Origin of the sequence: uncultured Aquincola sp. (assembly GCF_964001545.1) — a bacterium.
Classification (GTDB): domain Bacteria; phylum Pseudomonadota; class Gammaproteobacteria; order Burkholderiales; family Burkholderiaceae_C; genus Aquincola.
Genome location: NZ_CAXFDV010000309.1, coordinates 1 through 11,826, shown reverse-complemented (window position 1 = coordinate 11,826; position 11,826 = coordinate 1). Strand labels below are relative to the sequence as shown.

Sequence of the window (11,826 nt, the reverse complement as noted above, 5' to 3'; positions counted from 1 at the left end):
GTGCCCACCATCCGCGCCCGCTACAAGGCCCAGCGCGATGCGATGAAGGCCGCGCTGGAACAACACCTGCCCGCCGGCTGCCGCTGGCAGCTGCCCGAGGGCGGCATGTTCTTCTGGGTCGAGCTGCCCGAGGGCCTGGACACGCTGGCCCTGCTGCCCAAAGCGGTGGAAGCCGGTGTGGCCTATGTGCCGGGCGCCGCCTTCTACGCCAGCGCGCCGCGCATGAACACGCTGCGTCTGAGCTTCGTCACCGTGTCGGCCGAGCGCATCACGCAGGGCGTGGCGGCGTTGGGCCGGGTGTTTCAACAAGCCCTGGAGTCCCAGCGATGAGCACACCCACAAGCCGCCGCTTCACCCAGCTCGACGTGTTCACCGGCCGGGCGTTGTACGGCAACCCGCTGGCCGTGGTGCACGACGCCGAAGGCCTGAGCGACGAGCGCATGGCCGCCTTCGCGCGCTGGACCAACCTGTCCGAGACCACCTTCCTGCTGCCGCCCACCGACCCACAGGCCGACTACCGGGTGCGCATCTTCACGCCCATCGGCGAGCTGCCGTTCGCCGGCCATCCCACGCTGGGCAGCTGCCACGCCTGGCTGCAGGCCGGCGGCCAGCCCCAGGGCGAGCAGGTGGTGCAGCAGTGCGAAGTGGGCCTGGTGCGGGTGCAGCGGCAAATGGCCGGCGACGTGCAGCGCCTGGCCTTTGCCGCGCCGCCACGGCGCCGCGAAGGCCCGCTGCCCGACGAAGTGCTGGACCGCGTCTGCGCCGGGCTGAAGATCCCGCGCGACGCCATCCTTCACCATGCATGGTGCGACAACGGCCCCGGCTGGGCCGGCGTGATGCTGGATTCGGCCGCCGACGTGCTGGCGCTGCATTGCGACTACGCAGCGCTGGGCGACGTGAAGCTGGGCGTGGTGGCGCCGCATCCGGCGGGGCATGAGGCGCAGTTCGAGCTGCGCGCCTTCATCGGCGGCGGCAACTTCGAAGATCCCGTCACCGGCAGCCTGAACGCCGCGGTGGCCCAGTGGCTGATGGGGGCCGGTCTAGCGCCGCAGCAGTACGTCGCTGCGCAAGGCACCGCGCTGGGCCGCGCCGGCCGCGTGTACCTGTCGCACGACGGCACCGACGTGTGGGTGGGCGGCGAAGTGGCCGGCTGCATCGAAGGCCGGGTGAGCCTGTAGCAGGTGCACATGTCTAGACAACTCGACCACCTGGTGGTGGGCGCCCGCAACCTGGAAGAAGGCGCCGCCTGGTGCCAGGCCACCTTCGGCGTGCAGCCCGGCCCGGGCGGCCAGCATGCCTTCATGGGCACCCACAACCGGCTGCTGCGGCTGGGCGGCGAAGGCTTCGAGGCCGCCTACCTGGAGATCATCGCCATCGACCCGCAGGCGCCGGCCCCGGGCCGTGCGCGCTGGTTCGGGTTGGACACGCCGGCGGTGCAAGCCGCCTTGGCCCAGGGCCCGCAGCTGCTGCATTGGGTGATGCGCAGCAGCAGCCTGCTGGCCGACCAGCAGCGCCTGGCCGCTGCAGGGCAGGACCCGGGCCGGGTGCAGGCCGCCGAGCGCCCCACGCCGGCCGGCCTGCTGCGCTGGCAGATCACCGTGCCCGACGACGGCCTGCCGCGCTGCGGCGGCGCGCTGCCGACGTTGATCGCCTGGGACGGCGCGCACCCGACCGAACGCATGCCGGACAGCGGCCTGAGCTTGCGGCAGCTGCAGCTGCGTGGCCTGCCCGGTGACGCTGCGGCCCTGCTGCCGGCCGCCCACGTCACGCACCTGCCCGGCCCCGGGCCGGCATTGCAGGCGCGGCTGTCAGGCCCTCACGGTGAGGTGCTGCTGGCCTCGCCGTTTTTCGTGGAGTAAGCCATTGGCCACCGAAGAACTGTTCCGTGAAGACGCCGACCTGACCACCTGCGAGGCGCGCGTGCTGTCGGCCGACGCCGCCGGCGTGGTGCTGGACCGCACCGTGTTCTACCCGCTGGGCGGCGGCCAGGCCGGCGACCGCGGCGAGCTGCTGCTGCCCGACGGCCGCGCACTGCAGATCGCCGACACCCGCAAGGGCGAAGCCGGCATCCTGCATGTGCCCGCGCCGGGGCAGGAGGCGCTGCTGGCCGAGCTGCAGCCCGGCCTGCCCGTGCAGGCCCGCATCGATGGGGCGCGCCGTGCGCGACACCGGCGCTTCCACACCGCCACCCACCTGCTGTGCGCGCTGGTGCCGCACCCGGTGGACGGCTGTTCCATCACCGCCGATTCGGCCCGGCTCGACTTCCACATGAGCGAGCCGCTCGACAAGGATGCGCTGAACGCCGGCCTGGCACGGCTGGTGGCCGAAGCGTACCCGGTGCGCCAGCGCTGGATCGGCGAGGACGAACTGGACGCCAACCCGCAGCTGGTGCGCAGCATGAGCGTGCAGCCGCCGCGCGGCCATGGCCGCATCCGGCTGCTCGAGGTCGAAGGGGTGGACTTGCAGCCCTGTGGGGGCACCCACGTGGGCAACACCGCCGACATCGGCGGTGTGTTCGTCAGCAAGATCGAGAAGAAGTCCGCCCGCACCCGCCGGGTGGTGCTGGGCTTGGCGGACGGCTGACGGCTTACTTCGCGCGGAAGTCGTCGTGGCAGGCCTTGCAGGTCTGCGCGGTACTGCCGAAGGCGGTCTTCAGCTGGGCCAGGTCGCCGGTCTTGGCGGCCACCAGCAGCTTGCCGGTCTCGTCCTGCATCTTCGTGGCGGCGGCCTTGAACTTGTCCTGTTCCTTCCAGATCTCGGGCTTGGCCTTGGTGCCGTGGCCCTTGTCGGTGCCTTCGCCGAAGGCCGCCCAGGGCAGCTTGGCCAGCGTGGCCACGATCTCGGCGTTGTCGGCCGCGGCCTTCGCGTCGAAGGGCACCTTGCCGTTGGCCATCGCGCCGATGCGGCCGAAGTGCTGGCCCATCACGAAGAGCGCGCCCTGGCGGTATTCGATGGCGTCTTCGGGCTTCTGGAACTGGGCGGCGGCCGGCAGGGCCACGGCCACCATCAGGGCGGCCAGTGCGGTCGATACGGACTTCTTCATTCGGTTCTCCGGGCTGAAGGCTGGGTGGGCACACGGCCCCGCGACGCAGGGCCTGGCGAGTGTACGGACGAGCCCCCGCTTTTGTTCCATCCGCGCGCTGCGCTGGAAGCGGGGCGGCCGACCGGTTATCTTCCCCGGTGTGAAGGCCTTTTCCCTGGAGCGTTTGAAATGAACGGTGGTGGCACGTCGCTGCAGCGCGTGCGGGTGTGGGACCTGCCCACCCGTGTGTTCCATTGGTTGCTGGCCACCGCGGTCATCGCGCTGGTGGTCACTGCCAAGGTGGGCGGCAATGCGATGGTCTGGCATTTCCGCCTGGGCTACCTGGTGCTGGCGCTGCTGGCCTTCCGGCTGGTGTGGGGCCTGGTGGGCGGGCGCTGGTCGCGCTTCACGCACTTCATCTACGGGCCGGGCAGCGTGTTCGCCTACCTGCGCGGCCATGCCGGGCCGGGCGGCCACTTCGAGGTGGGCCACAGCCCGGTGGGCGCGCTGTCAGTGTTTGCCTTGCTGGCGGTGCTGTCGGCCCAGGTGGGCACCGGCCTGGTGGCGGATGACGAGATCGCCAACCAGGGGCCGCTGTACCGCTTCGTCTCGGGCGACACCGCGGCCACCGCCACCGGCTGGCACACCGGCCCTGGCCAGTGGCTGATCATCGGCCTGGTGGTGCTGCATGTGCTGGCCATCGTGTTCTACCGCGTGGCCAAGGGCCGCAACCTGGTGGGCCCGATGCTGTCGGGCGACAAGCAGCTGCCCGCCGGCACGCCGGCTTCGGCCGACCGACTGGCCCAGCGCGCGCTGGCGCTGCTCGTGCTGGCGCTGTGCGCGGGCGGTGCGGCCTGGGTCGCGTCGCTCGGGGGCTGAGGCATGGCGGAACCCCCCGACATCTCGCTGGTGCCCGCCGACAGCCTGCCGCTGATCGAAGAGGCGCGGCACATCTTCCGCGAGTACGCCGAGCAGCTGGGCGTGGACCTGTGCTTCCAGAACTTCGATGCCGAGCTGGCCGGCCTGCCCGGCGACTATGCGCCGCCCGCGGGCGCGCTGATGCTGGTGTTCGTGGATGGTGAGCTGGCCGGCTGCGGCGCTTTCCGGCCGCTGCCGGAGTCGGACTATCCCAACGCCTGCGAGATGAAGCGGCTGTACGTGCGTCGCGCCTTCCGCCGCTTCGGCCTGGGCCGGCTGCTGGCGCAGGCGCTGATGGACCGGGCGCTGCAAGCCGGCTACTCGTGCATGCTGCTGGACACGCTGGACGACATGGAAGCCGCGCGCGAGCTCTACAGCTCGCTGGGCTTCGAAGAGATTCCGCCGTACTACTTCAACCCGCTGCCGGGGTCGCACTACCTCATGGCCCATCTGGGCTGAATGAGTTCAGCCCCCAGCTCGCTGCGCTCGCCGCCCCCCGAGGGGGAGGCGCCGGGCCCTTGGGGCGGCCCGGCGTGCCCGTCGGTCATTTTCCGGGCGGTAGCATGCGCCGCATGAACGAGCCCCTGCCCAACCCGCACATCCTTGAACTGCGTGCCGGCGCGCTGCGCCTGGCGCTTCGGCCCGACCTGGGCGGCTGCATCGCCGGCCTGTGGCTGGACGACGTGGCCGTGCTGCGCAGCACCGAGCCGGCGGAGCTGGCGGCCTCGCGCCCTTCGGGCTGCTATCCGCTGGTGCCGTATTCCAACCGCATCGGCTTTCGCCACTTCGACTGGGAAGGCGAGGCCTACACCACGCAGCCCAATTTCGACCAGAGCCCGCATTCGGTGCACGGCGTGGGCTGGAAGCGGCCGTGGCAGGTGGTCTCCGCCACCGAAACCGAAGCCGTGCTGCGCTACGTGCACACCGCCGACGACCACTGGCCCTTCGCCTTCGAGGCCACGCAGACCTTCACGCTGACGCCCGGCGGTCTGCAGCTGCGCATGGCCATCACCAACCAGGCCGACCGCACGCAGCCGGTGGGCCTGGGCTGGCACCCGTACTTCCCGAAGCGGGCGCACAGCCACCTGCACATCGAGGTGGCCGAGCGCTGGGATTCCGACCCTGCCGACGAGCTGCCGCGCCAGGCCGTGGCCCAGCCCACCATCGATGCGCCGGTGAGCGAGCTGCGCTTCGACAACTGCTTCCAGGGCTGGCAGGGCGCGGCGCTGATCCGCGACGAGCAGCTGTCGATGCGTATCACCTCCGACCTGGCCTACCTGGTGGTGTTCACGCCGCAGACCAAGGACTACTACTGCGTGGAGCCGGTGAGCCATGTCAGCAACGCCATCCAGATGGCCGACCCGCTGGCCCACGGCCTGGTGTCGCTGCCGCCGGGGCAGACGCATGCCGGCACGATGACGCTGGCCGTGGAGCGCGCATGAAGCTCAACGACGACATCGGCGTCATCCCCGTCGCGCCCTCGCTGCTCGGCGAATCGCCCCTGTGGCACCCCACCGAGCAAAGCCTGTACTGGTGCGACATCCCGGGCCACAAGCTCAACCGCTTCAACCCCGCCAGCGGCCAGCACGATGAGTGGGCCTTCGACACCGACGTGGCCTGTTGCGCGCCGGTGCTGGGCGGCGAGCTGCTGCTGGCGCTGCGCAGCGGGCTGTTCAGCTTCGACCCCGCCACCGGCAAGAGCCAGCGGCTGGCCAAGCCGCCGTATGACCCGGCGATCGAGCGCTTCAACGACGGCAAGGCCGATCCGCAGGGCCGCATGTGGGCCGGCACGCTGTACGAGCCGCGCGACCGTGCCGCAGCGGCCTTGTATTGCTGGGCGGGCGGCGAACTCACGCGTGAGGCCGAAGGCGTGACCACCGCCAACGGCCTGGCCTGGAGCCCCGACGGCCGCACCGCGTATTGGAGCGACACCAAGGCCCATACCATCTACGCCTTCGACTTCGACCCGATGCTGGGCACGCTGTCGGGCAAGCGGGTGTGGGTGCGTTTTCCGGTCAAGCAGCCGGGCATGGACCTGGCCGACTATGGCGGCCGGCCCGATGGCGCTTCGGTGGATGCCGAAGGCTGCTACTGGGTGGCGATGTTCGAGGGCGCGCGGGTGCTGCGCCTGTCGCCGCGCGGCGAGGTGCTGCGCGAGGTGAAGCTGCCGGTGCAGTGCCCCACGATGCCCTGCTTCGGCGGCCCCGACCTGAAGACGCTATACATCACCACCGGCCGCGAGAACCGCCCCGCTGAAGAGCTGGCCCGCACGCCCTTGGCGGGCGCCGTGCTCACGTTGCAGGTGGACGTGCCGGGCCTGCCGGCCAACTTCGCCAAGAGTTAAGTCACAACTGCGCGATCGCCTCGCGCAGCGTGCGCACGCTCAACACCTCGGGCAGCAGCTGCGGCGCGGCGGTGGCGGCGCCGGGCTTGTAGAGGGCATACACCGGCACGCCGCTGCGGCCCAGCCGGGTGAGTTCGGCGCCGATGGCGGCGTCGCGGCGCGTCCAGTCGGCGCGCATCAGCACCACCTGGCGCTGCGCGAAATCGGCCATCACCTGCGCATCACTCAGCGCCCCGCGCTTGTTGAACTGGCAGGTCACGCACCAGGCCGCGGTGAAGTCGACGAACACCGGCCGGCCCTGGGCGGTGAGTTCGGCCACGCGGGCCGCATTCCACGGTTCCCAGGTGGCGGCCACGCCGTCGTGGGCGGCACCTGCAGCGGGCGCGGCCGTGGCCGGCGCAGCGGGCTCGCGCAGCGCCGGCAGCGCCCAGCCCAGGGCCGCGACCAGCAGCAGCACGCTCAGGCCGCCAAAGCCCAGCCGTGCGCCGCGGCCGAAGCCCGGGCCGCCCCAGGCCCAGGCCGCAAAGGCCAGCGCCAGCAGCAGGCCCAGCAAGGCCGCCACCGCGTCAATGCCGGCCTGCTGGCCTAGCACCCAGACCAGCCAGATCACGGTGGCGAACATCGGAAACGCCATCAACACCTTGAAGCGCTGCATCCACACGCCGGGCCGCGGCATGGCCCGCGCCACGCCCGGCCACAGGCTGGCAGCCAGGTAGGGCAGGGCCATGCCCCCGCCCAGCGCCGCGAAGATGGCCAGCGCCTGCGCGGCCGGCAGCGTGACCGCCAGCCCCAGCGAAGCGCCCATGAAGGGTGCGGTGCAGGGCGAGGCGATGGCCACTGCCAGCACGCCGGTGAGGAAGGCGTCGGCCATCGGGTGCCGGGCCCGCAGCGTGGCCAGGTTGCCCGGCAGCATGGAGCCGAACTCGAACACGCCGGCCAGGTTCAGGCCCACCAGCGTGAACAGCGCCGCCAGCGCCGCCACCACGCCGGGCGACTGCAGCTGGAAGCCCCAGCCCAGCTGCTCGCCGCCCGCACGCAAGGCCAGCAGCAGCGCCGCCAGCGCCAGGAAAGACAGCACCACGCCGGCGGTATAGGCCAGGCCGCCGCCCACACGCGCCTGGCGGTCGTGCGCATGGCTGGCAAAGCCCAGCACCTTCAGCGAGAGCACCGGGAACACGCAGGGCATCAGGTTGAGCAGCAGGCCGCCGCCCAGCGCCAGCAGCAGCGCGGCGGCCCAGCCCATGGGCGGCGGCGGGGCGGTGCCCGGCAGCGCTGCGGCTTCGGCCGCCGGCGCGGCAGCGGCGGCCAGTGCCGGGTCGGGCCAGGGGCCGGGCACGTCGAAGGCCACTTCCACGCCGGCCGGCACGCCGTCGGCCACCAGCACCGCGGCCATGCGCTCGGGGCTTTCGCTGCGCACGGCCGACAGCGGCACGCTGGCCTGCCAGGCGCCGCCTTCCCAGCGCACCTGCTGCACGGCGGCGTTGTCGATCACGCCGGCGGTCTCGGGGAAAAAGGCGAGGCGGCGCCCCTGCCACGCGGCGGGCAGGCCTTCGATGCGCAGCTGCAGGGCCGTGTCGGTCAGGCGGGCCTGCGCACGGGCGCCGGCCGCGGCCACCGGCGTGTTGCGCGCAGCCGCTTCAAAGTCGGCGGCATTGCCGGCGGTGGCGGCCTGGGTGGGCAGCGCCAGCGAGAAGTCGCCCGACTGCGGAATGCACACCTCCTTGCACACCAGCCATTCGGCGTGCAGCTTCACCTCCAGCGTGGGGGCGGCGTAGCCGGCGGGCACCGTCACCGGCACGGGCAGCAGCAGCGTGTCCTCGTAGCCGTAGTTCATCAATGGGCCCACCGGCAGCCGCTTGGGCGTGGGCCAGGCGATGTCGCCGGCGCTCACCTCGGGCGGCAGCGTCCACTGCAGCGTGGTGGGCAGGCCGGAGTCGCCGGGGTTCTTCCAGTAGGTGTGCCAGTGCGGCTCGTGGGTGATCTTCAGGCCCAGCCACACGGGCTTGCCGTCGGCTACGCCCTCGGGCGCATGGGCCACCAGCTCGGCCCGTACCTGATCGGTCTTGACGACGGCGGGCGAGCCGCCGAACAACGCGGCGGAGGCGGCCAGAGGCAGGCCCAGGGCCAGCGGCAACAACAATCGGGCAAGCAGCATGCGCACTTGGAAAGCCGGCGAGACCGGCGGTTCCGGATCAAGGAGGAGGGGCGCCGCAGCCAGCGGCCCCGCATTTCAGCACGGCGCCCGAAGCAACGCTTCCTTACGTGAAGACACGTTGAGAGGTCAATCCGCAGCAATGGGGTGGGATGCCGAGAAAAGCACGGGTTTGACCGTATACTCCCGCCGCTTTGCCACTGGCCGGTAAGAGAGAGCTGCACATGTCAGAACGGACGAACCGCTCGGACACGTGGGCCGATGCCGGACAAGATGGGGTCGAAGAGCAGCAGGTGAAAAGCCTGTCGCCCGAAGAAGCCCAGGCTTGGCGCGAGCGGCATCCCTCGGTGTCGCCTTGGCGGGTGGTGCGGTTCCAGGCCCTGGTGGGCGTGGTCGTCGCACTGGCCACCTGGGCGGTGATGCGGGATCTGAACGCGTTGTGGTCGGCGTTGTACGGTGCCGGTGTGGTGGTGTTGCCTGGTGCCGTCATGGCGCGCGGCATCACCAGCAGGCTGAGCAGCACTGCCCCCGGGTCCGGAGCCGTCGGCTTCATGGTCTGGGAGTTGGTGAAGTTGCTGGTGTCGGTGTCGCTGCTGGTGCTGGCACCCAGACTCTTGCCGCACTTGAGCTGGCCGGCGCTGCTGGTCGCCCTGGTGCTGTGCTTGAAAACCTATTGGGTCGCGCTGTTGTGGCGCGGCCGGTGAAACGATAAGACTACAGGTTCAAACAGAGATGGCAGAAGCAGCAGGACACGCGCCCACCGCCGGCGAGTACATCGTCCACCACCTCCAGCACCTGCAGAAGACCCTGTCGTTCGAGCCTGCCAAGCAGACCTCGATCGTCGACTTCGGCGTGTTCAACCTCGACTCCCTGGTGTACTCGGTGCTGCTGGGTGCGCTGGGCTGCTTCGTGCTGTGGCGCGCTGCGCGTGCCGCCACCTCGGGCGTGCCGGGCCGCTTCCAGGCTGCGCTCGAGATCCTGGTCGAAATGGTGGACAACCAGGCCAAGGGCGTGATCCACAACGCCACCAGCCGCAAGCTGGTGTCGCCGCTGGCGCTTACCGTGTTCGTCTGGATCTTCCTGATGAACTTCATGGACATGCTGCCTGTCGACCTGCTGCCTTCCATCTGGCACAAGGTCGGCCCGGCGCTCGGCCATGCCGACTACCACCGCGTGGTGCCCACGGCCGACCTGTCGACCACGCTGGGTCTGTCGGTCTCGGTGCTGCTGGTCTGCATCTTCTACAACATCAAGATCAAGGGCATCGGCGGCTGGTCGCATGAACTCATCGCCGCACCGTTCGGCGACAGGTGGTTCCTGTACCCCGTCAACTTCCTGATGCAGATGATCGAGTTCCTGGCCAAGACCGTTTCGCACGGCATGCGGCTGTTCGGCAACATGTTCGCCGGCGAACTCGTGTTCATGCTGATCGCGCTGATGGGTGGCGTGTGGGCGTGGCAATTCAACCCCTTGTCCGGCGGCTTTTGGCTGGGCGTCGGGCATGTGGTGGCCGGGACCGTCTGGACCCTGTTCCACATTCTGGTGATCACGCTGCAGGCGTTCATTTTCATGATGCTCACGCTGATCTACGTCGGCCAGTCGCACGACGCGCACTGATCCGGTTCTTCTCGTTTCCTTCCTTCATCACCAAAACTCTCCTTAGGAGCAAAACATGGAAAACATCCTCGGCCTCGTCGCTCTCGCCTGCGGTCTGATCGTTGGTCTCGGCGCCATCGGTGCTTCGATCGGTATCGCCCTGATGGGTGGCAAGTTCCTGGAATCGTCGGCTCGCCAGCCTGAGCTGATGAACGACCTGCAAACCAAGATGTTCATCCTGGCCGGCCTGATCGACGCTGCGTTCCTGATCGGTGTCGCCATCGCCCTGCTGTTCGCCTTCGCGAATCCGTTCCAGCTGGCCGCCTGATTTCCCGTCCTGACCCTTTCACGAGCGAAAGGATCGTGCCGTGAACATCAATTCAACCCTGTTCCTGCAGGCGGTTGTCTTTGCGATCCTCGTCTGGTTCTCGATGCGCCATATCTGGCCGCCGATCACCAAGGCGCTGGATGAGCGGGCCCGCAAGATCGCTGACGGCCTGGCCGCGGCCGACAAGGCCAAGTCCGAGCTGGCGCAAGCCAACCAGCGCGTCGAGCAGCAGCTGATCGCTGCCCGCGACGACGCCGGCAAGCGCCTGGCCGACGCCGAGCGCCTGGCCCACTCGATCATCGAGGAAGCCAAGCAACGCGCCGGCGACGAAGCCGCCAAGATCGTCGCAGCCGCCAAGGCCGAGGCCGACCAGGCCGTCGTCCAGGCCCGCGAAGCCCTGCGTGCGCAGGTTGCCGAGCTGGCCGTCAAGGGTGCCGAGCAGATCCTGCGTCGCGAGGTCAACGCCAGCGTGCATGCGGACCTGCTGTCGCGCCTGAAGACGGAACTCTGACGCCATGGCCGAGCTTGCAACCATTGCGAGGCCCTACGCCGAGGCGCTGTTCAAGGCGGGTGGCGATGCGCAGACCGCGCAGCAGCTGAACGCACTGGCCACCGTGGCCGGTGACGTGCAGCTGCGCCAGTACGCCGACAACCCCAAGGTGCGCCCCGACCAGGTCTACGACCTCGTCACGTCGGTGGCCAACCTGCCGCTGTCGCCCGCGCTGCAGAACTTCCTGCGCACGGTGATCGACAACGGCCGGCTGGTCGCGCTGCCCGAGATCGCTGCCCAGTTCCACGCGCTGGTCAATGCCCAGTCGGGCGTGTCCGACGCGGCGATCTACAGCGCCTTCCCGATCGACGACGCCAGCCTGGCCGACATGGTGGTGGCGCTCGAAAGGCGCTTCGGGCGCAAGCTCAATCCCACCGTCTGGATCGATCCGGCGCTGATTGGCGGCGTGCGCGTCGTCGTGGGCGACGAAGTGCTCGACACCTCGGTGAAGGCACGCCTCGAACAGATGAAGGTCGCGCTCACCGCCTGAGTGTCCCCGGCCCCGCGGCCGACCGGAGAAAGCTATGCAACTGAATCCCGCTGAAATTTCCGAACTGATCAAGAGCCGCATCGAGGGCCTGCAAGCCTCGTCGGACATCCGCAACCAGGGTACCGTCGTGTCGGTCACCGACGGCATCGTGCGTGTGCACGGCCTGTCGGACGTGATGCAGGGCGAGATGCTCGAGTTCCCGGCCGGCAAGGACGGCCAGCCGTCGTACGGCCTGGCGCTGAACCTCGAGCGCGACTCGGTCGGCTCGGTGATCCTGGGCGAGTACGAGCACATCTCCGAAGGCGATACCGTCAAGTGCACGGGCCGCATCCTGGAAGTGCCGGTCGGCCCCGAGCTGATCGGCCGCGTGGTCAACGCGCTGGGTCAGCCCATCGACGGCAAGGGCCCGATCAACGCCAAGCTGAC

At 69.9% G+C, this 11,826-nt stretch carries 14 protein-coding genes and 2 pseudogenes; 14 read left to right on the top strand and 2 right to left on the bottom strand.

The features are described 5' to 3' along the window. The 4 genes and pseudogenes from ABNT58_RS10985 to ABNT58_RS10970 all read left to right on the top strand — a co-directional run. A pseudogene (locus ABNT58_RS10985) lies at positions 1 to 330 on the top strand (PLP-dependent aminotransferase family protein); the annotation flags it as partial. Further along, positions 327 to 1,178, top strand: coding sequence for a PhzF family phenazine biosynthesis protein (locus tag ABNT58_RS10980; RefSeq protein ID WP_348753516.1), 852 nt, complete (start codon positions 327 to 329; stop codon positions 1,176 to 1,178). The pseudogene ABNT58_RS10985 and the gene ABNT58_RS10980, both read left to right, overlap by 4 nt. A 9-nt stretch (positions 1,179 to 1,187) precedes the next feature. Then, positions 1,188 to 1,859 carry a VOC family protein gene (locus ABNT58_RS10975; protein WP_348753515.1) on the top strand — a complete coding sequence of 224 codons (672 nt, stop codon included), beginning with the start codon at positions 1,188 to 1,190 and terminating at the stop codon, positions 1,857 to 1,859. Between the two features lie 4 nt (positions 1,860 to 1,863). Continuing rightward, positions 1,864 to 2,583 (top strand): alanyl-tRNA editing protein, encoded by a 720-nt coding sequence (locus tag ABNT58_RS10970; RefSeq protein ID WP_348753514.1) that lies wholly within the window; start codon positions 1,864 to 1,866, stop codon positions 2,581 to 2,583. 4 nt (positions 2,584 to 2,587) lie between these two features. Here the strand turns inward: ABNT58_RS10970 and ABNT58_RS10965 are convergent, their stop codons facing one another. Further along, on the bottom strand, positions 2,588 to 3,043 hold the full coding sequence (locus ABNT58_RS10965; RefSeq protein ID WP_348753513.1) for a cytochrome c: 456 nt from the start codon (positions 3,041 to 3,043) through the stop codon (positions 2,588 to 2,590). 168 nt (positions 3,044 to 3,211) lie between these two features. Here ABNT58_RS10965 and ABNT58_RS10960 point away from each other — a divergent pair, with 168 nt between their 5' ends. The 4 genes from ABNT58_RS10960 to ABNT58_RS10945 all read left to right on the top strand — a co-directional run bounded on the left by ABNT58_RS10960 (position 3,212) and on the right by ABNT58_RS10945 (position 6,284). Further along, positions 3,212 to 3,901, top strand: a complete 690-nt coding sequence (locus ABNT58_RS10960) for a cytochrome b/b6 domain-containing protein (protein ID WP_348753512.1) — start codon at positions 3,212 to 3,214, stop codon at positions 3,899 to 3,901. Positions 3,902 to 3,904: 3 nt separating this feature from the next. Then, complete coding sequence (locus ABNT58_RS10955; RefSeq protein ID WP_348753511.1) at positions 3,905 to 4,399, top strand: GNAT family N-acetyltransferase; 495 nt, start codon at positions 3,905 to 3,907, stop codon at positions 4,397 to 4,399. Positions 4,400 to 4,512: 113 nt separating this feature from the next. Then, positions 4,513 to 5,382, top strand: a complete 870-nt coding sequence (locus tag ABNT58_RS10950; RefSeq protein ID WP_348753510.1) for an aldose 1-epimerase — start codon at positions 4,513 to 4,515, stop codon at positions 5,380 to 5,382. Then, the gene (locus ABNT58_RS10945; RefSeq protein WP_348753509.1) at positions 5,379 to 6,284 is read left to right on the top strand and encodes an SMP-30/gluconolactonase/LRE family protein; all 906 of its coding nucleotides are present in this window, start codon (positions 5,379 to 5,381) and stop codon (positions 6,282 to 6,284) included. Before ABNT58_RS10950 ends, ABNT58_RS10945 begins: the two co-directional genes overlap by 4 nt. A 1-nt stretch (position 6,285) precedes the next feature. Here ABNT58_RS10945 and ABNT58_RS10940 read toward each other — a convergent pair whose 3' ends face one another. After that, positions 6,286 to 8,439, bottom strand: coding sequence for a thioredoxin family protein (locus ABNT58_RS10940; protein ID WP_348753508.1), 2,154 nt, complete (start codon positions 8,437 to 8,439; stop codon positions 6,286 to 6,288). A gap of 221 nt (positions 8,440 to 8,660) precedes the next feature. Between ABNT58_RS10940 and ABNT58_RS10935 the strand changes: the two genes are divergently transcribed. From ABNT58_RS10935 to ABNT58_RS10910, 6 genes and pseudogenes are all read left to right on the top strand, one after another. After that, positions 8,661 to 9,140 carry an ATP synthase subunit I gene (locus ABNT58_RS10935; protein ID WP_348753507.1) on the top strand — a complete coding sequence of 160 codons (480 nt, stop codon included), beginning with the start codon at positions 8,661 to 8,663 and terminating at the stop codon, positions 9,138 to 9,140. 28 nt (positions 9,141 to 9,168) lie between these two features. Further along, positions 9,169 to 10,053, top strand: a complete 885-nt coding sequence (atpB, locus tag ABNT58_RS10930) for a F0F1 ATP synthase subunit A (protein ID WP_348753506.1) — start codon at positions 9,169 to 9,171, stop codon at positions 10,051 to 10,053. Between the two features lie 55 nt (positions 10,054 to 10,108). Beyond that, on the top strand, positions 10,109 to 10,360 hold the full coding sequence (gene atpE, locus ABNT58_RS10925) for a F0F1 ATP synthase subunit C (protein ID WP_046113321.1): 252 nt from the start codon (positions 10,109 to 10,111) through the stop codon (positions 10,358 to 10,360). 40 nt (positions 10,361 to 10,400) lie between these two features. Continuing rightward, a complete protein-coding gene (locus ABNT58_RS10920; protein ID WP_348753505.1) occupies positions 10,401 to 10,871 on the top strand; it encodes a F0F1 ATP synthase subunit B in 471 nt (156 codons plus the stop codon). Positions 10,872 to 10,875: 4 nt separating this feature from the next. Beyond that, positions 10,876 to 11,400, top strand: coding sequence for a F0F1 ATP synthase subunit delta (locus ABNT58_RS10915; protein WP_348753504.1), 525 nt, complete (start codon positions 10,876 to 10,878; stop codon positions 11,398 to 11,400). Between the two features lie 34 nt (positions 11,401 to 11,434). Beyond that, positions 11,435 to 11,826 (top strand): annotated as a pseudogene (locus ABNT58_RS10910) (F0F1 ATP synthase subunit alpha); the annotation flags it as partial.

Coding starts and splice junctions, on each gene's coding strand:
- atpE (WP_046113321.1), top strand. CDS start 10,109: ATGGAAAACATCCTCGGCCTCGTCGCTCTCGCCTGCGGTCTGATCGTT.
- ABNT58_RS10945 (WP_348753509.1), top strand. CDS start 5,379: ATGAAGCTCAACGACGACATCGGCGTCATCCCCGTCGCGCCCTCGCTG.
- ABNT58_RS10915 (WP_348753504.1), top strand. CDS start 10,876: ATGGCCGAGCTTGCAACCATTGCGAGGCCCTACGCCGAGGCGCTGTTC.
- ABNT58_RS10960 (WP_348753512.1), top strand. CDS start 3,212: ATGAACGGTGGTGGCACGTCGCTGCAGCGCGTGCGGGTGTGGGACCTG.
- ABNT58_RS10955 (WP_348753511.1), top strand. CDS start 3,905: ATGGCGGAACCCCCCGACATCTCGCTGGTGCCCGCCGACAGCCTGCCG.
- ABNT58_RS10940 (WP_348753508.1), bottom strand. CDS start 8,439: ATGCTGCTTGCCCGATTGTTGTTGCCGCTGGCCCTGGGCCTGCCTCTG.
- ABNT58_RS10965 (WP_348753513.1), bottom strand. CDS start 3,043: ATGAAGAAGTCCGTATCGACCGCACTGGCCGCCCTGATGGTGGCCGTG.
- ABNT58_RS10975 (WP_348753515.1), top strand. CDS start 1,188: ATGTCTAGACAACTCGACCACCTGGTGGTGGGCGCCCGCAACCTGGAA.
- ABNT58_RS10980 (WP_348753516.1), top strand. CDS start 327: ATGAGCACACCCACAAGCCGCCGCTTCACCCAGCTCGACGTGTTCACC.
- atpB (WP_348753506.1), top strand. CDS start 9,169: ATGGCAGAAGCAGCAGGACACGCGCCCACCGCCGGCGAGTACATCGTC.
- ABNT58_RS10935 (WP_348753507.1), top strand. CDS start 8,661: ATGTCAGAACGGACGAACCGCTCGGACACGTGGGCCGATGCCGGACAA.
- ABNT58_RS10950 (WP_348753510.1), top strand. CDS start 4,513: ATGAACGAGCCCCTGCCCAACCCGCACATCCTTGAACTGCGTGCCGGC.